The 22,768-nt window shown below is 52.2% G+C and carries 22 protein-coding genes; 5 read left to right on the plus strand and 17 right to left on the minus strand.

Annotated features, from left to right (window positions below; translation table 11 throughout):
- Positions 1 to 18: 18 nt before the first annotated feature.
- From hisS to tpx, 3 genes are all read right to left on the minus strand, one after another.
- A complete protein-coding gene (hisS, locus tag N7326_RS00910; protein ID WP_259076648.1) occupies positions 19 to 1,287 on the minus strand; it encodes a histidine--tRNA ligase in 1,269 nt (422 codons plus the stop codon).
- Between the two features lie 19 nt (positions 1,288 to 1,306).
- Positions 1,307 to 1,945, minus strand: coding sequence for an MBL fold metallo-hydrolase (locus N7326_RS00915; protein WP_259076645.1), 639 nt, complete (start codon positions 1,943 to 1,945; stop codon positions 1,307 to 1,309).
- Positions 1,946 to 2,009: 64 nt separating this feature from the next.
- Positions 2,010 to 2,507, minus strand: coding sequence for a thiol peroxidase (tpx, locus tag N7326_RS00920; RefSeq protein ID WP_259076643.1), 498 nt, complete (start codon positions 2,505 to 2,507; stop codon positions 2,010 to 2,012).
- Between the two features lie 209 nt (positions 2,508 to 2,716).
- Here tpx and N7326_RS00925 point away from each other — a divergent pair, with 209 nt between their 5' ends.
- The 4 genes from N7326_RS00925 (at position 2,717) to N7326_RS00940 (ending at position 5,333) form a co-directional block, all read left to right on the plus strand.
- Positions 2,717 to 3,571 carry a peptidylprolyl isomerase gene (locus tag N7326_RS00925; RefSeq protein WP_259076641.1) on the plus strand — a complete coding sequence of 285 codons (855 nt, stop codon included), beginning with the start codon at positions 2,717 to 2,719 and terminating at the stop codon, positions 3,569 to 3,571.
- Between the two features lie 212 nt (positions 3,572 to 3,783).
- Positions 3,784 to 4,056, plus strand: coding sequence for a hypothetical protein (locus N7326_RS00930; protein ID WP_259076639.1), 273 nt, complete (start codon positions 3,784 to 3,786; stop codon positions 4,054 to 4,056).
- 217 nt (positions 4,057 to 4,273) lie between these two features.
- On the plus strand, positions 4,274 to 4,567 hold the full coding sequence (locus N7326_RS00935) for a hypothetical protein (RefSeq protein ID WP_259076636.1): 294 nt from the start codon (positions 4,274 to 4,276) through the stop codon (positions 4,565 to 4,567).
- 238 nt (positions 4,568 to 4,805) lie between these two features.
- The gene (locus N7326_RS00940) at positions 4,806 to 5,333 is read left to right on the plus strand and encodes a hypothetical protein (RefSeq protein WP_259076634.1); all 528 of its coding nucleotides are present in this window, start codon (positions 4,806 to 4,808) and stop codon (positions 5,331 to 5,333) included.
- A 55-nt stretch (positions 5,334 to 5,388) separates the two neighbouring features.
- Here N7326_RS00940 and N7326_RS00945 read toward each other — a convergent pair whose 3' ends face one another.
- The 10 genes from N7326_RS00945 to N7326_RS00990 all read right to left on the minus strand — a co-directional run bounded on the left by N7326_RS00945 (position 5,389) and on the right by N7326_RS00990 (position 17,238).
- The gene (locus N7326_RS00945; RefSeq protein WP_263088012.1) at positions 5,389 to 7,662 is read right to left on the minus strand and encodes a RelA/SpoT family protein; all 2,274 of its coding nucleotides are present in this window, start codon (positions 7,660 to 7,662) and stop codon (positions 5,389 to 5,391) included.
- 99 nt (positions 7,663 to 7,761) lie between these two features.
- Positions 7,762 to 8,313, minus strand: coding sequence for an adenine phosphoribosyltransferase (locus N7326_RS00950; RefSeq protein ID WP_259076620.1), 552 nt, complete (start codon positions 8,311 to 8,313; stop codon positions 7,762 to 7,764).
- Positions 8,314 to 8,462: 149 nt separating this feature from the next.
- Positions 8,463 to 10,058: an ABC transporter substrate-binding protein gene (locus N7326_RS00955; RefSeq protein WP_259076619.1), complete on the minus strand. Its 1,596-nt coding sequence runs from the start codon at positions 10,056 to 10,058 to the stop codon at positions 8,463 to 8,465.
- Positions 10,059 to 10,250: 192 nt separating this feature from the next.
- On the minus strand, positions 10,251 to 11,357 hold the full coding sequence (secF, locus tag N7326_RS00960; protein ID WP_259076616.1) for a protein translocase subunit SecF: 1,107 nt from the start codon (positions 11,355 to 11,357) through the stop codon (positions 10,251 to 10,253).
- Position 11,358: 1 nt separating this feature from the next.
- A complete protein-coding gene (gene secD, locus N7326_RS00965; RefSeq protein ID WP_259076613.1) occupies positions 11,359 to 13,239 on the minus strand; it encodes a protein translocase subunit SecD in 1,881 nt (626 codons plus the stop codon).
- A 277-nt stretch (positions 13,240 to 13,516) separates the two neighbouring features.
- On the minus strand, positions 13,517 to 13,810 hold the full coding sequence (yajC, locus tag N7326_RS00970) for a preprotein translocase subunit YajC (protein WP_259076611.1): 294 nt from the start codon (positions 13,808 to 13,810) through the stop codon (positions 13,517 to 13,519).
- Positions 13,811 to 13,861: 51 nt separating this feature from the next.
- Entirely contained in the window at positions 13,862 to 14,941 is a 1,080-nt protein-coding gene (ruvB, locus tag N7326_RS00975; protein ID WP_259076600.1) for a Holliday junction branch migration DNA helicase RuvB, read from the minus strand.
- A gap of 17 nt (positions 14,942 to 14,958) precedes the next feature.
- Positions 14,959 to 15,570: a Holliday junction branch migration protein RuvA gene (gene ruvA / locus N7326_RS00980; protein ID WP_259076590.1), complete on the minus strand. Its 612-nt coding sequence runs from the start codon at positions 15,568 to 15,570 to the stop codon at positions 14,959 to 14,961.
- A gap of 41 nt (positions 15,571 to 15,611) precedes the next feature.
- On the minus strand, positions 15,612 to 16,289 hold the full coding sequence (gene ruvC / locus N7326_RS00985; RefSeq protein WP_259076588.1) for a crossover junction endodeoxyribonuclease RuvC: 678 nt from the start codon (positions 16,287 to 16,289) through the stop codon (positions 15,612 to 15,614).
- Positions 16,290 to 16,482: 193 nt separating this feature from the next.
- Complete coding sequence (locus tag N7326_RS00990) at positions 16,483 to 17,238, minus strand: YebC/PmpR family DNA-binding transcriptional regulator (protein ID WP_259076586.1); 756 nt, start codon at positions 17,236 to 17,238, stop codon at positions 16,483 to 16,485.
- Positions 17,239 to 17,533: 295 nt separating this feature from the next.
- On the opposite strand from N7326_RS00990, the gene N7326_RS00995 reads away from it, so the two are divergent.
- Positions 17,534 to 18,775 carry a hypothetical protein gene (locus tag N7326_RS00995; protein WP_263088013.1) on the plus strand — a complete coding sequence of 414 codons (1,242 nt, stop codon included), beginning with the start codon at positions 17,534 to 17,536 and terminating at the stop codon, positions 18,773 to 18,775.
- On the opposite strand, the gene N7326_RS01000 is transcribed toward N7326_RS00995, so the two are convergent.
- The 4 genes from N7326_RS01000 to N7326_RS01015 all read right to left on the minus strand — a co-directional run bounded on the left by N7326_RS01000 (position 18,765) and on the right by N7326_RS01015 (position 22,756).
- A complete protein-coding gene (locus N7326_RS01000; RefSeq protein WP_259076582.1) occupies positions 18,765 to 20,183 on the minus strand; it encodes a cryptochrome/photolyase family protein in 1,419 nt (472 codons plus the stop codon). The two genes, N7326_RS00995 and N7326_RS01000, sit on opposite strands and share 11 nt — an antisense overlap.
- Positions 20,184 to 20,214: 31 nt before the next feature.
- Positions 20,215 to 20,679 (minus strand): hypothetical protein, encoded by a 465-nt coding sequence (locus N7326_RS01005; RefSeq protein ID WP_259076580.1) that lies wholly within the window; start codon positions 20,677 to 20,679, stop codon positions 20,215 to 20,217.
- A complete protein-coding gene (locus N7326_RS01010; RefSeq protein ID WP_259076578.1) occupies positions 20,676 to 21,770 on the minus strand; it encodes a glycosyltransferase family 4 protein in 1,095 nt (364 codons plus the stop codon). The genes N7326_RS01005 and N7326_RS01010 overlap by 4 nt, the downstream gene beginning before the upstream one ends.
- A gap of 77 nt (positions 21,771 to 21,847) precedes the next feature.
- Positions 21,848 to 22,756 carry a phosphatidylinositol mannoside acyltransferase gene (locus N7326_RS01015; protein WP_259076576.1) on the minus strand — a complete coding sequence of 303 codons (909 nt, stop codon included), beginning with the start codon at positions 22,754 to 22,756 and terminating at the stop codon, positions 21,848 to 21,850.
- Positions 22,757 to 22,768 lie beyond the last annotated feature (12 nt).

Consider the following 22,768-nt stretch of genomic DNA (forward strand, 5'->3'; position numbering starts at 1 on the left):
CGCCAGAGGGCTGATCCTTTATATATCGAGCACGTATTCAATCACCTTATTGCGGGCAACCTCGATCTGTTCGTGAGTTTTGAGGTTCTTCACGCTCACCACCCCGGCTGCCAGCTCGGAATCGCCAATCACCACAGCGATCCGCGCCCCCGCACGATCTGCGCCCTTCATGGCCCCTTTCAGCCCGCGATCGCCGTAGGCCATATCCGCACTAATCCCCGCGGCACGCAGCTCATCGATAATTTTCACCATAGCGCTTTTCGCTTCGCCGCCTAAGGCGATGCCATATACTTCAACTTTACTATTATCGGTGAGGCTTCGGTTTTCCGCATCGAGCGCCAGCAGAGCTCTGTCAATTCCGAGACCGAAACCGATTCCGGAGAGGTCTTGACCTCCTAATTGTGACATCAGGCCATCATAGCGGCCCCCGCCCCCGATTCCGGACTGCGCACCCAGACCGTCGTGGACGAATTCAAAACAGGTCTTGGTATAATAGTCTAAGCCGCGCACCATACGAGGATTGATTTCATAGTGCACCTCCAGGTCGTCGAGATGCCCCGTTAGTTTTTCGAAGTGGGCTTGGCTCTCGGCAGACAGATAATCTAGCATCAGCGGAGCGTTATGAGTCATCTCTTGGACCTCTGCACGCTTATCATCTAAGACTCGCAGCGGATTTAATGCAGCACGGCGACGAGTTTCCTCATCGAGCGGTAAAGTGAACAAGAATTCTTGCAGCTTTTCACGGTATTGTGGTCGGCAATGGCGGTCACCCAAACTTGTCAACTCGAGGCGGTAGCCTGTGAGCCCGATGCTTCGGAAGCATCGATCAGCTAGCGCAATGACTTCGGCATCAAGGGCGGGATCGTCCACTCCAATAGCCTCAACGCCCATTTGTTGCAACTGCCTGTAGCGTCCGGCTTGCGGGCGCTCATAGCGGAAAAATGGCCCCTGATAGCAAAGTTTAACGGGAAGCTGTCCGCGATCCAGGTTATGCTCGATTACCGCGCGCATGACACCCGCCGTGCCCTCAGGGCGCAGGGTCACAGAGCGGTTTCCACGATCCGCGAAGGTATACATCTCCTTGGAGACCACATCCGTTGATTCCCCTACACCGCGGGCGAAAAGTGAAGTTTCTTCAAAGATTGGCAACTCGATATGCTCAAATCCGGCGCGGTGGGCGTGGTTGAGAAATGTATCACGAACTGCTAAGAATTCACGCGATCGTGGGGGAATATAATCGGGGACGCCCTTAGGGGCGGAGATTTTGGAGAGCTTCTTTTCAGACACGAATTTCAACCTTAGTGAGTTATGCGAATTTAGCAAGAAATGGATTTGAGCGTTTTTCTTCACGTATCGTGGTCAAAGCCCCGTGTCCGGGAAGCACATCGAGGGTATCGTCCAGGGCCATCACTTCCTCCCTCAATGACTTCTCCATATCTGCTGGGGAAGAAGTAGGTAGATCAGTGCGTCCAATGGTTCCTTGGAACAGCACATCTCCAGTAAAGACGACCTTTTTTCCAACCAGAAGTATGGATCCGGCTGTGTGCCCAGGCGCGTGACGAACACTCAGCACCTCCTCTCCGACATTCAAGGTATCTAAATGTCGGAGAGCCTGTAGATTTTTTACTTGAGGCATGTGGTGGGCTCGAAATAGCACGCGCGATTCGTCGCTGAGGCCGGCCCCACCGTCAAGCATAAAAGCGTCGTCAGGGTGAATATAGACCGGTATATTAAAGCGATTCCCCAGTTCGGCGGCGCTGCGAGTGTGATCGAGGTGCCCATGAGTGAGCACGATACGCTCGGGATCTACTCGCTCAGTGCGACAGTGAGCTACTACTTTATCGATGGCATGCATACCTGGGTCGATAATTGTTGCCCGCCCCTCATACGTCAGAATATAGCAATTCGTTTGGTAGGGGCCCGTGGGGAATCCGAATATCTTCATGCCAACCACATTAAAGCACCTGGAGGGCGGGCTCCAAGAAGTTTTGGGATACGAACTCTAACTTTTAGCCCAGCACCGCAAGTGCCGCATCATAACTAGGCTCTTGCGCGATTTCTTCGACAAGCTCCACGTGGCGGACGATACCACTCTCATCAACCACGATGACCGCCCGGGCGAGCAAACCAGCGAGTGGAGAGCCAGCAAGAAGAACTCCCATATTTTTTCCGAAACTAGAGCGGAAACTCGAAACAGTTTCGACCTTGTTAATGCCCTCTGCCCCGCAGAATCGAGATTGCGCGAAGGGAAGATCTGCCGAGATACAGAGGATGACTGTATTGTCCAGTTGCGAGGCTTTTTCATTGAAGACTCGAACCGATTGGGCACATACCCCCGTATCTACCGAGGGGAATATATTAAGTATAAGACGCTTGCCTTCAAAATCGGCATTCGTTACTTCGCTTAGGTCTCCTTTAACGAGCGCGAATGATGGTAGTTTGTCGCCGACCACCGGGAGGTCTCCGACTAGTGGAACTTCGTTTCCGTGGAAATGTGTAGTACTCATAATCTTCAAGAGTAGCGCCACTTCACCGACTTCACCGTCGATAGGCTAAAGTCGTTGAACGGGGACGATATCGAATCAGTCCGTGGGCTTTTCCCTTGATCGTCTGATGAACTCTGTTCCCGCTTCACTCCCACCTTGGCAGTTGATGACCGACGGGGTGGGGGCAGCCTGCTCCATCACTAGCATACGTCGAAGATTAAGGAATTTTGGTGAGCGATAACAAACAACGTCGTGAAGAAGCACTACGCGATTTGGAGAAGGAGATTGCTTCGCGGGATCGAGCCGAGCGCCTTAAACCACTGGGATTGATTCTCACTGCAGCTTTAGCAATTGTGGTTATCATAGGCGGCGTTGTTCTCGCAGTGAAGTACACCGGTGATGACGCCAGCAATTCAGCGGCGGAGTCAATCGATCAAGAGGACTCTTTTGCAGCCGAACCTCTGACTCTAGCCCGCGCTGAGTCTCTGCAGGATACGGTAAGTTGCGACTACGCTGAGTCTGGTACTGCTGCAAAGAAGGTGAGCTTGCCAGATACATCCAATATCCAGGCAACTGGCACAGTATCTGCAACAATGACTACGAATAGCGGCGAGATCAATCTCGACCTCGATCGCTCGGTTTCCCCCTGCACGGTTAATGCCTTCACGCACTTAGCTTCAGAGGGTTATTTCAACGACACCGTCTGTCACCGTCTGACTACGTCTGAAGGCCTGAAAGTACTGCAGTGCGGTGACCCCACCGGAACTGGCACTGGTGGGCCTGGCTTTAGTTTCGCCAACGAGTACCCCACCGACGAAGCGTCTGAGGATGCGGCAACTTTACCGGTGATCTATCCCCGCGGCACCATCGCAATGGCTAATTCAGGCCCTGATACCAATGGCTCGCAATTCTTCCTTAACTACGGCGATTCCACCCTCCCTCCCCAATACACCTACTTTGGCAAGATCGATGAAGCTGGTCTTAAGACCTTAGATGCTATCGCCAAGGAAGGTGTCGACGGCGACGCGATGGACGGTGCACCAGCCAAAGAAGTCAAGATTTCTAAGGTAACCGTGGGCTCTTAGATCTTCCGGGCCACCTACCCAGCGAAAATACCCGATGCTCGAGAATGACCTCTGGCATCGGGTATTTCCATATGCACAGGCTACGATCTTGGCTAGGGCCCTTGAAAAAACTGAAGAACTTCCCTATCTTGGTCACTGTAGGCGTATCTGGAATATTGACATCTTCAACGCCAGATTCACTTCACTTACTCTCATCTCGAAAGAAGGCTTTTATGAAGCGCTTTTCCCGTTCCACTGTTGCTGCCCTGGCTCTGTCTGCAGCCATGATTGGTGGCGCGACTACCCCCGCTATCGCCGCTGAGGCCCCGAAGGATGACTCCTTCTTTGCTGGACTCGCCTTTATGTCCTCGGAAACCGATGCCAACGGCAATACCATCCCCAGCCCTGACAAGGTCAAGGATTTTATCAAAATGATCAGTGATATCCTGCGCACCCTGGAATCTCTCACCAGCCTCGCCGGCAAAGCAAATAACCTATTTGGTTAATGCGGGTTATCGCAAATGCGGTGACAGTTGCCCTTGAATGGGGGCAAGTTAAAAACACTCGAAGGGCGAAGTTAGAAATTGACACAAGTTGTGAGACAATTACTGTCACAAGCGAGAGGAAAATTTCTTCCGCCCGGCTTCATTCTTAGCATTGCTTTCTCTCATGCTAAGATCAAAGCACTCAACACAGATCTACCCTCTTAATAAAAGGATAAGTATGAAAATTATTCGCACCGCCGTGGCTTCCATTGCCACCGCTGCTCTGTTGACCACTGGAACCGCCGCTGTTTCCCAGGCTGCGACCACTACTTCAACCTCCACTGCCCCTGATTCACCTAAGCCAACCGGTGAGCGCTCATCCTCCGAGGACCTTCAGGCTGGTTCCCAGGATGCAAACGGCAATATCTCCGCCAAGAAGATTGGTGAATGGATCGGGGTTATCACCAGCGTCATCAGCGTTTTGGGTGCCCTGCTAGGCTTCCTCGCTAAGGCTCAGAAGCAACTTTTCTAATTCGGTAACTACAGTAACGCCGTAGCTACGTACAGTTATTTTGACGAGTGGAATCTCTTTGCAGAGAATCCACTCGTCTCCTTGTTTCTACGTTTGCTAATGTCTTTAGCAGACCATCAGCTCTATCAACTGATGTGATTCACGGCCGTCACTTTTACCGCCTTGGTTCTGAGACGGAACTGGGACGGCTGACGCAGGAAACATCATATACGCTCCACAAGAAAGCTCAGAAACAATCATGAAAAAGTTAAAGCGGAACCTAGCCACAACCATCGCTTTGAGTATTGCGCTCAGCACCACCGTCTCGCCAGTCACCGCAGCAGAACCTCCTGCTGTACCGACGACTAGCGCGCCGATGGCTTCTCCAGTGGAGACGTCCGTACAAATACCCGTAACCACCACTCCCTCCGCAAGTGCGTCAGAGACCACCAGTGAGGTCCCACTCCCGGAGAAAACCTCCACAACTAAAGCCCCTTCTCCTACCACCGAACCTAAGCCTGAGAAACCGAGTAAAGAGGGCTCCAGCTTCAAAAACGTCCTCTTGGCTCTCATCAATGCCATCACTGGAGGTAATCTCTCCAATCTTCTCGGGCTGGGAGGAGATGCTAATAAGGGTGGCACTAATAACGAAGCAACAGAGGATAAAGAGCCCCAAACCGACCTGGAAAAAGCCACCGCTTGGATCGGTATAGCGGCCACCATCTTTAGCGCTCTCGGGGCACTTTTTGGCCTGGTTGCTAAAGCTCGAGAATTATTGAAGATTTAAGCTAACAGCAAGGAACTGCACCTACCCGCACGAGGGAGGTGCAGTTAAATTATGTTCACAGCACTCGGTAGACATCGAAAACGCCCTCAATGTTTCGAAGTTGCACCATGAGCGCTCCCAGTTGCTTTTTATCAGATACCGTAAATTTAAAGCGCACTGTCGCGATATGATCATCGGCTGCTGTTGAACTCATCGACAGGACAACAACCTTCTGCTCACTAACTACCTTGGTAATTTCCATTAAGAGGCCGGTGCGATCGAGCGCCTGCAGCTCGAGATCCGCCTGAAATACCCCTCCGCTACCTTCGTGTGCCCATGACACTTCTTTTAGGCGCTCTGGTTCTTTACGCAGTTGAGGCGCATTGCGACAATTTGCTCGATGGACACTGACTCCCCCACCGCGGGTAACATAACCAAAAATCTCGTCCCCTGGTACCGGCGTGCAGCACTGTGCGAGTTTAGCCATAACATCAGGAACATCTTCAACGAGGACACCAGCCTCGGAGGTTGCGGGAACTCGACTCGATACCAGCTCGCTAAAGGGTGTGCGTGAAACGAGATCATCCTCGGCGTCGTCGAGATCACCAAATTTAGCTATTAGTCTCTTTGTTACATGAGCTGCCGACACCGTACCTGCACCGATTGCGGTATAGAGCGCATCTACATCGTTATAGTGCAGTTCCCGAGACACTGCCTTCATTGATTCCGCGGTGAAAAGACGGTGTAGCGGTAAACCCCCGCGCTGAATTTCGGCGGCGAGCGCGTCACGTCCGGCGTCGAGGTACTCCTCGCGGCGCTCTTTAGCAAACCACTGTCGAATTTTTGCCTTTGCGCGAGGGCTGACTACAAAATCCTGCCAATCTCGAGAGGGGCCGGCCTGGCTATCTTTGGAGGTGAAGATCTCCACTCGGTCGCCGCTGTCCAAGGTGGATTCTAGAGCAACGAGCTTGCCATTGATCTTAGCCCCGATACAGCGGTGCCCCACCTCTGTGTGGACCGCATAGGCAAAGTCAACGGGGGTTGACTTAACTGGAAGACTGATGACATCACCGTGGGGTGTGAATACAAATATTTGCTTAGCGGTGAGATCAAAGCGGAGGGAGTCTAAGAATTCATTGGGATCGGCTGCCTCTCGTTGCCAGTCGAGTAATTGGCGCATCCAGGACATCTGATCGACCTCGGATTCGCCACCCTTCTGCGAACCTTTAGTTTCCTTATAGCGCCAGTGAGCTGCAATACCGTATTCAGCATTGAAGTGCATCTCCCGGGTCCTGATCTGAATCTCGAGTGGTTTGCCACCCTCGCCCATCACCGTAGTGTGGAGGGATTGATAGACTCCAAATTTTGGACTTGAAATATAGTCCTTGAATCGCCCTGGCATGGCCGCGAAGAGGGAGTGCGCTACGCCCACCGCGGCGTAGCAGTTATGCACCGTGTCGGTGAGGATGCGAATTCCAACCAGGTCAAAGATCTCGTCGAATTCTTTGCCGCGAATGATCATCTTTTGGTAGATAGACCAGTAATGTTTCGGCCGACCCATCACTTCGGCTTCGATATTAGCCTCTTTGAGCCCTTGATGAAGTTGATCAATAATCTCGGTTAAGTATCGGTCCCGTGAGGGGGCCCGGTCGGCAACTAATCGGACCACTTCCTCATACTTTTTGGGATAGAGGATAGCGAAAGCCAAATCCTCCAACTCCCACTTCACGCTCGCCATGCCAAGACGGTGTGCCAAAGGTGCGATCACTTCGAGTGTTTCGCGGGCCTTCTTTGCCTGCTTTTCTGGCGGTAAGAAGCGCATAGTACGCATATTATGAAGCCGGTCGGCTACCTTAATAACGACCACTCGCGGATCTTGGGCCATTGCGACGATCATCTTTCGTATCGTCTCAGCCTCGGCCGCCGCTCCCAATGCGACTTTATCGAGCTTGGTGACGCCATCGACTAACCTAGCTACTTCTTCGCCAAATTCCATCGATAGATCGTGGATTGTATAGTCTTCGCAATCTTCGACGGTGTCGTGGAGGAGGGCTGCAATAAGCGTGGTGGTGTCCATACCAATTTCGGCAGCGATCGTGGCCACCGCTAACGGATGGGTGATATAAGGCTCCCCCGACTTTCGCAGAACACCAGCATGGAGTTTTTCTGCGGTGTCATAGGCGCGCGAGAGAGTCGCTATGTCGGCCTTCGGATGAAATTGCCGGTGAATACTCAAAAGTGGATCTAATACAGGATTTACTTTTACGCGGTTGCTGGTTAAGCTCCGCGCCAAGCGAGCTGACATGCTGCGCACAGTAGATGGCTGTTTATTAGTACTGCGTTGACTCATCTCATCTCAGCTTTCCCTATTAGCCCTGTCTTAACTTTGAATTTAACAATACCCGTACCGAGAGAGACTTCGTCGATATCGGAAAGATAAGATATGCGGTTAATCGTTAACCACAAATACTGGAGCTTGATCAATACGATGACGACCACCTAAGCCAGCAACTTCCAGCACGACGCCATAACCGGTCACGGTGCCGCCGAGTTCTGAGATCAAATTGGTAGCGGCAATAAGGGTTCCCCCGGTGGCGAGGACGTCGTCGATAAGCACGACCTTTTTGCCCTGGAGGTCAATGCCAGAAGCCGGCAATTCCAAAGCGGCGGTCCCATATTCAAGTGCGTATTCCTGGGTGTGCACCGGCGGAGGCAGCTTTCCTTTTTTACGAATGGCTAGGATGCCCAAACCGAGCCTGTAGGCTACTGCCGAACCGAGAAGAAAGCCCCTGGCATCTAGACCACCAATGAGGTCTGCGCCCATCTTCTGTGCCGCCGCTGCAAGGTCATCCACCAGTAATGAGAAGGCTTCACCGTCAGCGAGGACTGGGGTTAGGTCTTCAAAAATTACCCCTTGAACTGGGAAGTCCTTGACGAAGCGAGTTTTCTCGGAGAGTGCTTGCTGAGAATTGGCGAAGCGGGCTGTTCGGGCAACGGTCATGGTTTTCAGTCAAACTTTCTGTCAATCGAGGACTAGGCCTCATCCAACCGCCTGAAGTGAGCGGAATCGAGGTTATAGCTTCATACCCCTAAAAGGTATGAGGAATTTGGTCTAGCAGCAAATCTCAGAATTCACCTTCGAGGGCAGCCTTACTCCTGCCAGCGATCAATATTCCAGCTCAGTCCGTAGAGATCGGTATTTTCCACCACGTTGGCGATCTTCTTGTCAATGATATAAATACGGGGTTCTACAGCGATGGGGATACTAGGGACTAAATCCCAACTGCGTTGTTCGGCTTCACGAGTCGCGCCTATATTCGATGTAGAGGTAGCTCGGATCGGGAACTCTAGCATAGGGTCGACAGAGAGCAGATTGGCATCAGCTCCCCCTTCTTGGCTGTAGTACACCCCGAATTCATTGCCAAGAACCTCAGATAGATTCCCTAAACTAGGTGCTTCGCGGGATACATCGACAATAGATACGCCAGCGTCTTGACAAGAATCCGCAATCGCCTGCACCATAGCAGCCTTTCTTTTATCAGGGCCGAAATACCCAATGCGGACGGTTTGACCGCTGATGCGGGTAGCTGCAGGTATATCTGTTCCGCGGTGCGGATCGGTGATATCACGCATTTTGAGGTGGACGGGGTCCTGGGGTCTCACGGTGCGCACGGTCGTGGCAGGGGTGTCTACACCTGAAAACTCTTTACTGATATGCGCCAGCCGGGGCTGATCAATGCAGGCGGCAAAAGCGCGTCGGTTCTCAGGGTCAGCAAAGATACCTCCACTGCCAAGAACCAGTTGTTCACTGAGAACTCCAGGCTTATATATGATAGTAAAGGGGTTATTTGGGTCGTTTCTATTGACCCACGAGGCCTGAGAGGTCGAGGCTACTTCCGCAATTTGAATATCTCCACGCCCAGCTAAAGTCTGAATATCCGAACCAGAGGGCCACACAATCAAACGCTCGAGAGCAGACTTTTCACCAAAGTACCGCTCGTTACGCACCAGAGTAACTTCCCCACTCGATCCTATGGATTCAATCTTTAGTGGTCCTGAGCTTATTTGCAGCTCGGGGTCGAATTGATCGAGGTTGAACCCTGTGTTCCAAATCTGAGCGATAGGTTCCATTGCCGCAGGGTCTCGGGATTTCAGCACGTTGCTAAAAACGTCCAATGGCATGTCCAGCTTCGCTGCAATTGCATGCGCAGGCAGCAGAGTCCCCGCATTGAAAAGATGACGCCATCGTTCGCCGAAGTTATCTTTGAAAACTACTATGGCTAGCTTCCCACCGGGTACGCACTCAACGCTATCAACCTGCTGATAGAGGGGCATAGCAGAATCAAAAATTGGCCTTTGGGTGGCCGCGGTAAATGCGAGAAGGAAGGAATCGCATGTTATGGGAGCGCCGTCAGAATAGACTGCTTTATCGGAGATTTGAATCTGAACACGCTGTTGCGCACCCGGCAGGAGCCTAGCGTCCATCAGATCCGAATTGGGTATTGTCTGTCCCTCAGGTCCAGTGACGTAAATACCTGGGTACAGCCTTCCTGCTAGTTCGTGGGCATTCGTGGATCGTCCCAAACTCGAACCTACATTCGTAGTCAATAAGGGGCGATCGACGGCGTAGCCAAAGATATGTGGTGAAGAATCTTCCCGGGACGATGGGGAGGAGCATCCAGCTAAGACGGCTGCCAAAGAACTAAGGAGCGCTACGCATACACGCCCCCACATTTCGTGCTTCATAACGACCCCTTGTTAGATATGTTATTAGATCCCAGCCTAGTTCTTTAAGAGCCGTTGCAACTAATTTTTCGCTCTCCCAAAGGAATGTGAAGGTCACAATATATCTGTGCTCGACCTTATTGCACAAAGACAAACTCCCGATCACCTCTCAAAGTAGTGATCGGGAGAAAACCTTCATTATTTATACCCGGTTTAAACTCTACGAGGGCGCCAAGAGCTAGGGCCTCGATGATTGAGATCTGGTCCCTGAATCTGTCGTTTCGGCGCTCCATCAAGGTCCGCTAAAACGTCGGCATCAATGCGACCAGTTTCCCGTAACTGTTCAACAGCCACATTATGTTCCTTAGTCTTAGCTGAGCGGTTCTTCAGAGAAACGAGGAAGGGGGTAGCAAGGAAGATCGATGAAATGGTACCTTCGATCACACCGATAAGCTGCACCAGCGCCAAATCTTTGAGCGTTCCCACGCCCATGAGCCATACAGCAACAACCATCAGCGCGATCATGGGTAGTACCGAAATCACAGTTGTAGAAATCGAGCGCATGACCGTCTGGTTGATTGCAAGATTGGCATGCTCGGCATAAGTCATTTTTCGATTGCCTAGATAACCAGCGGTATTCTCCCCCACCTTATCGAAAACAATCACCGTGTCGTAGAGAGAGAAGGCAAGTACAGTCAAAAGACCGATAACGGTGGCTGGCGTTACCTCAAAGCCGAAGAGGGCATAGAGTCCGGTGATGAAAACGAGGTCCACACCGAGTGCTCCTAGGGCGGCCACAGCCATCTCCCGCTGGAGGCGGATTGCTATATAGATGAAGACCGCCAGTAGGAAAACGCCCATCGATATAAACATCCGGTTGGTAATTGTTGAACCCCATGATTCCGAAACGGTAGAATCACCAATCACATCAGGGGTAGCCTCGCCAACAAGGTTTTCTGGCTGGTACTCATCGAAGATCGCTCGACGCGCGCTGTCGATCTGCTCTTGGGTGAGCCTTTCGGAATTGATCTCTAAAATACGAGTGTCGCCGGACCCGACGATCTGAACCAGTGCAGGTTCAATTCCAGTAGCTTCCTCGAAGGTTTGCGAAACTGCTACCTTGTCAAGGTTGCCGGCAGGCATATTCATCTTGGTGCCGCCCTGGAAATCAATTCCCAAATTAAAGCCGCGGAAAAGAATGCACAGTAAGCAGACCACAATGATGGCAAGCGTGACCATATAGCTCACCCGGCGCTTGCCGACGAAATCCAACCCACCCTCACCGGTGAAGATTTTTTCCAAAGTCGTTTTCGAAGACATATTACTTCTCCTCATTCGAGGTAGGGGCTTGAGGCTGCGCTGCTGTGGCCATCTCTGGCGCAGCTGTGTCCAGCGGGGCAGATATGTTGTTGCGCGCTACGTAATCAAAAACTCGACCCAGACCGTTGGCCGCAGGCTGAGCAGTCCACGGACGACGCGACGCAAGTATGACCAAAGGTGCCGTGAAGAGGAAGGTAATGAGCAAATCAAATACCGTAGTCAGACCTAATGTAAAGGCGAATCCCTTAACTTCGCCTACTGCAAGAAGATAAACCACGACTGCAGCGATAATCGTAACGAAGTTACCAGTGATAATGGTGTTCTTGGCTCTGTCCCATGCATGGGGCACCGCTGAGCGGAACGTTCGGCCGTTGCGGATTTCATCCTTGATACGTTCGTAGATCACCACGAAAGAGTCGGCGGTGGTACCAATGCCGATGATCAAACCAGCGATACCAGCTAGATCGAGAGAATAACCGATGAGTCGACCCAGCAAAACTAGGGAACCGTAGACAAAGAGTCCAGACATGATCAGAGAAACAAGAGAAATCACGCCAAAAAAGCGGTAGAAATACAGGCTGAAAAGAGCCACTAAAATCAACCCGACGAGGCCCGCTATCAATCCAGCCTTGAGGGAGGCCACACCTAAGGATGCGGGGACAGTGATGGCCGTTCCACCTTGTTCGCCATTTTCACCGGCGAAGGACAGAGGTAGGGCGCCATACCTGAGATTATTAGCTAAATCCTGAGCTTCCTTATTAGTGAATTTACCTGTGATGGAAGTAGCCGAACCAATGGGAGTTGGGGACTGGATCACTGGAGCGGAAATCACCTTGGAATCAAGGGTGATGGCTACGTTGCGCTTGAGATAGTCCTGCGTGAGCTTAGCCCATGTAGCAGAGCCTTCGGAACCACCATCCGACTTGAAAGCGAAACTAATTTCCATCTGACCAGTCTGGGAGTTAAGACCTCCTGTAATAGGTCGGGCGGTGTCGATTTCCTCACCAGTCAAGCGCTTCGCTTGTGGCCCTTCTGTCTCGCCTACGAGCAAAGGTGCGGGGTCTAGAATATAGACTTGGGAATCCTCTTCGGAATCAGCCGAGCCGGGGTCGCAAGCCACCAGAGGTTTGGCTGGGTCGTCACTGCCTTGGAGGAGGTCTGGGTTGTCGTCGCAAATCAGCAGCGTTGCCGCTGCAAATTGGCGGAGTGGATCACTCGATTGGCGATCCTCATGCATGACTTCGAGAATTTTTTCCCGGCGCGCCGCAGATTCAATGGAATTTTGGGGAGCTTGCGGAGCTTTGGCAGTCACCGTGATCGTCGATATATCCGCGGCATCTTTTTGCTCCGCGTTATCTTTGCTGCTTTCTTCATTCGCAGCGAAAGAAGAGATCTTCTCCAATTTTTCATTGAGCTGATCGGGGCTAGCTACTCCTGCCTCGACCCAGCGATTAGCCATATCTTGGACCACTGGGATCAGCTTTGAAGTATCGAAGTCTCCTGGGTTGGCTACAGGCCTAAAGAGTAGCTGTGAGGTTTGCCCAACAGCTCGAGCCTGAGAGGTGTCTTCTCCGGGGACTGTGATGACAAGGGTCGAGCCATCGATGATGACACTTGCACCAGAGACTCCCATACCGTTGACACGATTTTCCAAAATGGTTCGTGCTTGTGCGAGTTGGTCTTGGGTCGGATCGGAGCCTTGCGGGACAAGGGTCACGCGGGTGCCGCCCTGGAGATCAATACCCAACTTGGGGCTCGCGCTGCGATCGCCGGTGAAAAAAATGAGGGCGTAGACTAAGACGAGAAGGGTGATGAATCCCGCAATGGCTCTCTTGGGCCACTGCTCCCATCGACTTCCGCCGCTTCGTGTTGTCGAAGCCAATGAAGTTTCTCCTTGTATCGGATGTGTAATGAAGGTTATCGAGGTGCCCCTTCCCTTAAGGAAGATACCTCGTCGCCGAGTGTGTTAACCCGCTTGACATAGGCCAAGCTAACAACCTGAATCTATCCTAGACCCAACTTCTCGACAGTTTGTATATGCACCCAGCTATGCTACGCCATGGTTCGACCGATCGGCGATTTTCTAAGAGGAAGTCTCATATATAGTGGAGGTCCCTGCGGGTTGAACCCGTGGGGACCTTGAGCGAGAAAGCCTGCTTTTAAGCGTCTTCGTGATCTGGAAGGGTGCGTTGCTCCTGGGTGAGGTTGCGCACGACTACTGCCTTTTCCCACGTGCTAACTACCCCAGGGGAAGTTTCTAGCTCCACGGTTGCTTCCGCTATGCCTACAACGGTGCCGTGGAGACCTGCGGTCGTAAGAACTTGATCGTTAATCATGAGGGCCTCTTGGAGCTCATGGATTTCTTGAATTTTGCGCCGTTGTTTCCTTTGCATGAGGAAACTAGGCACAAAAACCACTGCCAGAATTAGAATGAGAAGAAAAATTGAATCCATACACCCAGTGTGCCAGATAGCTAAGGGAAAGTTGGAAAACTCACACCCTTTTTAGCGCAGTCCGGTTCCAGGGCACCCCTCGGGTGGTTCCAGATCTAGATGGCGCCATGCTGCTTGGGTGGCCACACGCCCCCGCCCGGTGCGGCTAATCATACCGGCGCGAACTAGGTATGGTTCACACACTTCTTCGACTGTCGATGCTTCTTCCCCGACGGCTATGGCTAGAGTCGATACTCCTACGGGACCGCCTCCATGGCTCTTGATAAGTGCCTCCAAGACCGCGCGATCGAGACGATCGAGTCCCATCTCGTCTACATCGAAGACAAGTAATGCGGCCCTAGCTGCTTGCAGATCGATATAGCCGGTGCCATGAACCTCGGCGTAGTCCCGAACCCGTCGCAGGAGACGGTTAGCGATGCGTGGTGTACCTCTGGAACGAGAGGCGATTTCCACAGCTGCCACCGGTTCTATTTCAACGCCCATGATCGTAGCGGCCCGACTCACAACCTTGGTGAGTTCTGGAGTGTCGTAGAATTCCATCTGCGCAGTAAAACCGAAGCGATCGCGCAACGGTCCGGTGAGCATGCCCGAACGAGTAGTTGCTCCCACGAGGGTAAATGGGGCTAGTTCCAGCGGGATTGAAGTGGCACCCGGTCCCTTGCCGACGATCACATCGATCCGAAAATCTTCCATCGCCATATAGAGCATCTCTTCTGCAGGTCGCGCCATCCGGTGTATTTCATCGATGAAGAGGACATCACCCTCCATGAGATTAGACAGCATTGCGGCGAGATCACCAGCACGCTCCAGTGCCGGGCCAGAGGTCATCCTCAAGCTCGTACCCATCTCATAGGCAATAATCATCGCCATCGTCGTCTTTCCAAGACCGGGAGGGCCGGAAAGCAGAACATGGTCGGGGGTTACTCCGCGGTTCTTCGCTCCGGTGAGTACAAGATCGAGTTGATCGCGGACCTTTGGTTGGCCGATGAACTCCGTCAAACTACGCGGTCGCAGCGTGGTTTCCACATCGTTTTCCCCGTCGTTTATGGTGGGGTTGATGGGCGCATCGGGACGACGGTGCCCCGAAGACGGTTGGGGGAGTTCAAATTCGGTTTTCTCTACGCTAGCCATAATTTTTCCGCAGTTGCTCAGTTCGTTCTATTCTTCCCAAGCGCCGCCAGGGTTGCGCGCAGCGCAGCAGATGTTGTGATGTCAGGGGATTCGTTTAGTACCGCGGCCAGAATTGGCGCCGCTATTTTTTCACTGAATCCCAGACCCACTAGGGCTTCGAGCACTTGATCGGCAATGGCGGAATGGGTGTCGATAGCTAAGGTATTCGCTTCGCTCTCGGCGCTTCCAAAACTGGTGACCTTGTCTTTGAGATCAACGATTAGGCGCTCAGCCATGCGCTTGCCCACTCCAGGAATTTTTTGCAGCCCCTTAATATCATGTTCGGATATCAGTGTCGAAAGCTCTTCGGCATCGTAAACGCTTTGTATCGCTACAGCGAGCTTGGGACCCAGACCCGAAACGCTTTGCAAGAGTGCGAACATATCTCGATCATCAGAATGCCGAAAGCCGTAGAGCGTTTGCGAATCCTCGCGCACAATCATGCTAACCAGCATGAAAGTCTCTTCGCCGCGGCGCAGTGTTCCAAGGGTTTTAGGGCTAGCGACTACCTCGTAGCCGACCCCGTGGCATTCAATGACTGCACTTTTTAAGGTGATATCAACGACGTGCCCCCGTAAGGAAACGATCATAATCGCCTGCCTCCATTTTGTCTTGATTCATTAACCATAGTCTAGCGGCGCCATGCCCCTCGCGGTCGTGTCTGTTGCTGTATTAGGGACCGCAGTTCCGCGTCGGACGGTGCAATATCAGCGGCGCGCTGGAGTGCTTGCTGCTTTGCTTTTCCGAGGACGCCGTTGTGATGCCGCATGAGTGACTGGGCTCGGACTTGATTCTCCTGTTGCGCTAAGATCATCGGGGCCCGCCAGCAGTGACACACAGCAAGAGCTAAAGCATCGGCGGCGTCGGCGGGTTTCGGAGCCTCATTCAAACCGAGGATACGCGTGATCATCGCTGTCATTTGCTTCTTATCGGCGCGACCATTACCAGAGATAGCTTTCTTCACTTCTGACGGAGTGTACAAATAACAACTCAAATCGCGTTGGGCAGCAGCAAGCATAAGGACGCCCACGCCGTGAGCGGTGTTCATCACTGTTGATACATTGCCACGTTCGAAGATGCGCTCGATAGCTACCACGTCAGGCCGATACTCATCCATCCACTCGTTGACGGCCTTGCTCAACTCCAACAAACGCTTCTCTATCGCGGCATCGACGGGAGTTCTAACCACACCCACCGCCACGGGGATAACACTGCGACCACGGCCGGCTTGCACCACCGAAAGGCCACATCGCGTTAATCCAGGGTCGATGCCCATTATGCGCAACCCCTCGATGGACTTGACAGACATCCGCACCTCTCCCCTGAGCTTCTTTTGTTGAGCCTTTTATCGAGCCATTTATCGAGTCTCAGAATCTTTTGATATGAGAATTCAGAGTAACACAATCTATCACACAGATGTTCGATCACCCTTCGCTCAGCATCCGCCTCGCAGATATAGAAAATCCCCGGTGCTCGTTTCGCAGCACCGAGGAATCTTCGTGTTATTCAGCGTGAAGGGCAGCGATGACCTCGTCACTGAGGCTCATATTCGTATAGACGTTTTGAACATCGTCAGAATCCTCTAAAGCGTCGATCAGCTTCATAATTTTCTTGGCGTCGTTAAGCTCCAACGGAACTTCGACGGAAGCACGGAAATCGGAATCGGAATCTTCAACCTCAATTCCGGCTTCTTGAAGAGCTTCACGTACTGCCGTTGATTCACTAGGGGCACTTAGAATCTCGAAGTTGTCGCCTACCGCGTTAACTTCTTCGGCCCCGGCATCGAGGACCGCCATCAAGATATCGTCCTCGTCCAGTTCACCGCGCTCAACGAGTACGACTCCCTTACGGGTGAAAAGGTAGGAGACGGAACCGGATTCGGCCATATTGCCGCCGTGTTTGGTCATCGCATTACGCACCTCGGAAGCCGCGCGATTGCGATTGTCGGTCAAACACTCGATGAGAACGGCCACACCATTCGGGCCGTAGCCCTCGTACATTATGGTTTGCCAGTCGGCTCCGCCAGCCTCTTCGCCGGACCCACGTTTCCTGGCGCGTTCGATATTATCGTTAGGAACCGAGGCCTTTTTAGCCTTGCGGATCATATCGTCGAGGGTTGGGTTGGCGGAGGGATCACCGCCGCCGGTGCGTGCTGCGACTTCGATATTTTTGATTAATTTGGCAAACTCCTTACCACGTTTGGCATCGTTTGCTGCCTTTTTGTGTTTAGTCGTTGCCCATTTAGAGTGGCCTGACATTGGCTACCTTTCCTCCTCTACACCGCTACAGCCTGTCTTGAAGGTGTAGCGAGCTACGAGTTACGTATATGTTCAGCTCTGTTGTATATAGCTATATTTAGCTCTTTGACCTAACAAAGCTCCAATTATACGGTAAAAGCGCTCCCGATCGGTACTTCTCCTGCTTGAATTGGACACCGTCACCCTCAATGAGAACACCCTGATCCCGTCGATATACGTTGAGATATTCTATACCCAGAAACACTGGTTTAGAATTCTTCTGACATCCCTTCATTGCTCGGAAAAGGACATATTGATGCCCAAGATCACTCGCACCATCAGTATCCACTTCGCTTTGTGGTCGTTGTGGCTATGCGGCCGTGGCATCATGCTGTTAATGCGACCCTTCTGGGTAGATTCAGACGCTGATATTCATTACTATTTTGCCAGCCTCACGGACCCAGCCTCTTCAGGAACTGCCGAATATCCACCCGTAGGAATATGGCCCGCTGAGGTCACATTATGGCTCGCTGGAGAAGATCCGGAGAGATTTCTCCTCACATTTATTGCGCTCATTCTACTGTGCGACGCTGCTTTTCATGGGGCGCTCATATACGGCAGTCGCGGGCTTGGTACTAAAGATCGGGTCTTTGCCAGCGTATTTTGGTCCTTATTTGCGCCCCTTCTTGGTGCGGTCTACCTTTACCGTCTCGACCTCTACCCCGCTGCTGGGGTTGGAATCGCGGCACTATTTCTTTTCTCCTATCCTGCTCTGACCGCGGTCTTTATCGGATGGGCTACCATGGTTAAATTGTGGCCAGGTCTTCTAGCGGTGGCTTCTGTTCGAGGATATAGAAATACGCGCACATATATCGATATCGGTGTCGGCGCGATCACCTTAACCGTGCTCACCATCGCTGTTTTACTACGCTCTGGAGTCTGGCGTTTGCTAACCCCTTTGACGTATCAGGGTGAACGTGGGCTTCAAATCGAGTCGGTCGTTGCTACCCCGCTGCTATTTCGAGCAGCTCAGCCAGGATCGGATGAGTACGAACTTTTTTATGCAGCTTCTAAAAGTTTCGAAATTACTGGCCCCGCCGTAAGCCTAGCCCTATCGATAGCATCAGCGCTCCTGCTTCTCACATTTTTGATGGCACTAACCTTTGCGCTTGTAGTATTCCGCTATGACCTGTGGAACCCACAGTTGGCGCTGAGTTTTATGGTTTCTGCAACGTCGATGTTGTTGGTGGCTAACAAAGTATTTAGTCCTCAGTATATAACATGGCTTGGCCCAATGGTCGCGGTAGCGGTGGTCTTCTGCCACCGCAAACTCGTAAGTGCTATTGCATTATTGACTTTGGCATTAGCAGGGCTGAGTCATTGTATTTATCCCTTCCATTACGCTGACCTTTTCTCCTCGGATAATCCTTTGGCCATAGGCTTGGTGGCTATCTACCTAAGAAACAGTTTGGTGGTAGCCCTCATGCTCATCAGCATGGCGTGGACGATCGTAGAGCTGCGAGCTGCCTATGCACACCGACGGGTGCCTACTCTTTAATCTCGTCATACGCGTGCAAAGCAGCGGTGCGGGAAGCCTTCACATCAACAACCGGCTCCGGGTAGATGGGGGTGTGGAGCTCTGGAACCCACGATGAGCAGTAATGGTAATCTGCGTCGAAGCGCTGCTGCTGTGTGATGGGATTGAAGATACGGAAATATGGGGCCGCATCGTCGCCGCAGCCAGCTACCCACTGCCAATTGAAGGTATTGGAGGCTAGGTCAGCGTCCACCAAACTGTCCCAGAACCACTCCTCACCCATTATCCAGTGGGTTCCAAGGTTTTTAGTGAGCAGGGAGCCGACAACCATGCGAACCCGATTGTGCATCGTGCCCGTTCGCATCAGTTCCCGCATCCCGGCATCGACCAATGGGATTCCAGTCTCACCACGGGCCCAAGCGGTAAATTCTGCCATTTTATTATCGGGCGCGATTTTCCTTTGATGAATGTCATCGATGCGGTAGCTTTCTTTCCACCATGGGAAGACAGCAAATTTTTCCCTCAAGGGAGTATCTATCATCTGAGGGTTCTCATAGAGTCGGTGCCAGGCAAAGTCTCGCCATAGTAACTCTTTGCGAAAAACGTGAGCATCAGCGCTATCTCCAACAAGTTCGAAGAGCCGGCGTATGCTAATTTCACCGAATCGTAAGTGAGGGGCGAGCCCACTGGTCGCCTTGACCGCAGGAAAGTCCCTGCCCTTGTGGTAGTTAGTTGGTGTACCAAATTTCTCCACCACCTCCCAGGCACCCTGTTCGCCGGGTTTGAAGGGAAATTCTTTAGCCCAATTGGGTTCCCCGCGATCTGCTGGCAGGAGTCTCAACTGGGCGATTTCCACCATACTGGCCTCAAGATCGGCACCGGCCCCATCGAGTTGCTCGATGAAGGAATTATCGGAAAGAACATCGGCTAGATCAACGGAAGACTGCGCGTGCAGAACCTCAAACGAGCGCTTGGAAAATGGGGTGTACACCCGATACGCCTCACCCTGTAGGGTCCGCACCTGCCAAGGTTCAAGTAGAAGGTGTCCGGGGTAACTGTGGGCTTCAATTCCACTCTCATGCACCATGCTCTTGATATGGGCGTCCATCTCACACCACGGCTGGTAGTACCTGCGAGACCAGGCTACGCTCTGTGCCCCTAAATCATGAGCTAGCTGTGGAATGAGCTTACGCGGGTCACCTAAGGCGATCTGAAGTCGGATATTGTAATCAGCTAGCTGCGTGGCCAAGGAGACGAGACTGTGGTGCAACCACCACTGAGAGGCTCGGCCAAGGGGGCGAGTCGATGAGGAGGTATCAAGAATATAGAGGGCATGAATCCGACTGTGGCCAGCCAGCGATTCCAATGCCTTATTGTCTTCGAGACGTAGATCGTCGCGGAACCACATGAGGGATATTTTCTCTGTCATCTTTTTCCTTCTTGGTTAAAAAGCGCCGACTCTAATCGGTCTCATCGTAAACGAGTTCGAAGTACTCGGGAAGTTTGGCAGTCCCGCCCAAGTGAAAAATACGCACCACTGGTTGTAGCCGCAGACTGCGGGTTGAGGTCACAGCGTCGTTATAGAATCGGTGCGCGATATGAACCCGTGCTTGAGCATCGACAATAGCGGGTTCGACGGTATGACCATCAGCTGATATTGCTCGTGCAATCTCTCGTTCCTTTTCACTTCGTCTCCTAAAGTTGCCTGGAACTAGTCCGATCGCCTCAGTGCCGGCAGTTAGGTCGCGGTACTCGGGTGCCAATGCCGCAAATACTGCTGCGCGGCGATCGAGTGCCGCCTCGAGAGCCGCGAGCGCCGCCTCAGTGCGAATATGAAGACGATGGAGACGCGCTGCGGTGGAATAAAGCGTGAATAAGAAGATCGCACCGATGACCGCACATATGACCGCAATGATGGTAGTCACTGACTCTCGACCGTCACTTTCGTACCGTCACAAACAGTCTCATATACCCGCATGATCTGATCAGCGATATTCTTCCATTCAAAATCAGTAGCACGACTACGTCCGGCCTGACGCAGCTTTTCTCTTTCGAGGGGGTTGGCAATGAGCTCTTTTAGGGCGTGATGCAGGGAGGCTGGGTCACCAGTTTTAAATAGTCGAGCAGCGGGTACGGCTGAGTGGGCATCTGAAACCGCGGCGAAAGCCTCGAGATCACTAGCTACTACCGCACATCCAGCCGCCATCGCTTCGACCAGCACAATCCCAAAGCTCTCCCCTCCAGTATTGGGGGCAACATAGATATCGGCCGCTCCCAAAATCCTTGCTTTATCCTCTTCGCTTACCCGCCCCGCAAAGCTCACACCTGGTTGGGGGCGCACAGAACCGTCTCCCATAACAGTAAGATGTGCGCATTCTTCGAGTCCTTGAAATGCCTCGAGGAGGATATCTAGCCCTTTACGCGGCTCATCTATCCGCCCTAGAAAGGCGATTTCGACCTTTTGAGAGCTAGTCTTGATCTCAGATCGCCGGAAAAATTCAGTATGAACTCCGTTAGGGATCAGAACGGGATCTCCCCCTAATTGTTCAACCTGCCAGCGTCTAGCCATTTCCGAAACTGCAATCCCACCCCGAATTTTTTCCAAGTGGGGCCTTAGTATCGGCTGAACCAAACGCAATAGCCGTGAATTGGCTGCTGAGGCATGATACGTGGCCACAATTGGTCCGTGTGCGATGGATAGACTGACAAGGGAGTAGCTCGGAGAGTTCGGCTCGTGGATATGGAGGACATCGAATTCCCCTTGTTCGATAAAATCTCGAGCGTGGGCGAATGTTTTCGGCCCAATACTCAACCGGGCCACCGAGCCGTTATATTTAATTGGAATGGATGGCCCACCAGGGTGCACGAAGTCAGGGAGGGTGTCTGGGCGGGTACTTGGCCCCAGAACAGCAACGTCATGACCTTGACGGCGGAAAACTTCAGCGAGATCCAGGATATGAGCCTGCACTCCCCCAGGATGATCAAAGGAATAAGGACACACGAATCCGATTCTCATATAATCCCTCCTCTCCACAGGCCGATATTACGATCCCACTCAGTCTAATAGCCCGTCAACTTCAGCAATGAAAAAGCTTAAGTGCCTCTTCGATCAGTTGGCCATACTGGCTGCAGGACATGCCAGTCTGCGGGGTGCTCTCGGATATTTTCTTCCATAATTACTGCCTGAGCTTGCAACATCTCCGCCAAGGTTGTGTGGGCTATCGGTTCGGAGATTTTTATTCCCCACCCGGGGTGAGCGGCGTTCCCCTCGAACCAATTAGCTACGACCAACAAATCGGCTCCGGTATCTAAGGCAAGTTTCACGGCACCAGTTGGCATCGTTGTTTCTTCGCCAAAAAATTGGACTTCTAACCCCCGCCCACCTAAGTCACGTTCTCCCAGCAGGCAGACCACCGTTCGAGATTCAAGATCGCGAGTAAGTTGGCCCATGGGAGATCGACCCAACTCATCTCGGTGAGGGTACACCGTAAAGCCCAGACTTTCCCGAAAAGTGAGGAAGGCTCGGTATAGGATCTCCGGCTTTAGGCGCTCAGCTACGGTACTAAAACCACCCGCTAGGTGCACAAGATAGAGGCCTGCGAGATCCCAATTTCCTGAGTGGGTCAGAACTAAAATTGTCCCGCGTTCTTCGGATAGGGATTTCAGCAGATGCTCTTTACCCTGGATATTCTGCTCAATTGCATCAATGACACTGGGGTCATGAGCAATAAGTGGCAACCGAAAGGCTTCTAACCAATAACGCATATAAGAACGCATTGAGTTTTTTACTAAATCTCTGGTGGTATTTTCAGGACCCACAACCCGCATGAGATTTCTGCGTAGCTGCTCCAAGCCGCGTCCATTTTTACTCGCACGATCTGCAAAGCACATAAATAACGGAGCTGCGATGCTTAAGGGCAACCACTTAACCACAGACCAGCCCGCAAGATAGGCATAGGTGGAGGCGAGACTAAGAAATTTCTTGGTTTTTATAGGAGTCATCGTGAGGCTCTT

The organism is Corynebacterium sp. ES2794-CONJ1, from assembly GCF_025660615.1.
Taxonomy (GTDB): domain Bacteria; phylum Actinomycetota; class Actinomycetes; order Mycobacteriales; family Mycobacteriaceae; genus Corynebacterium.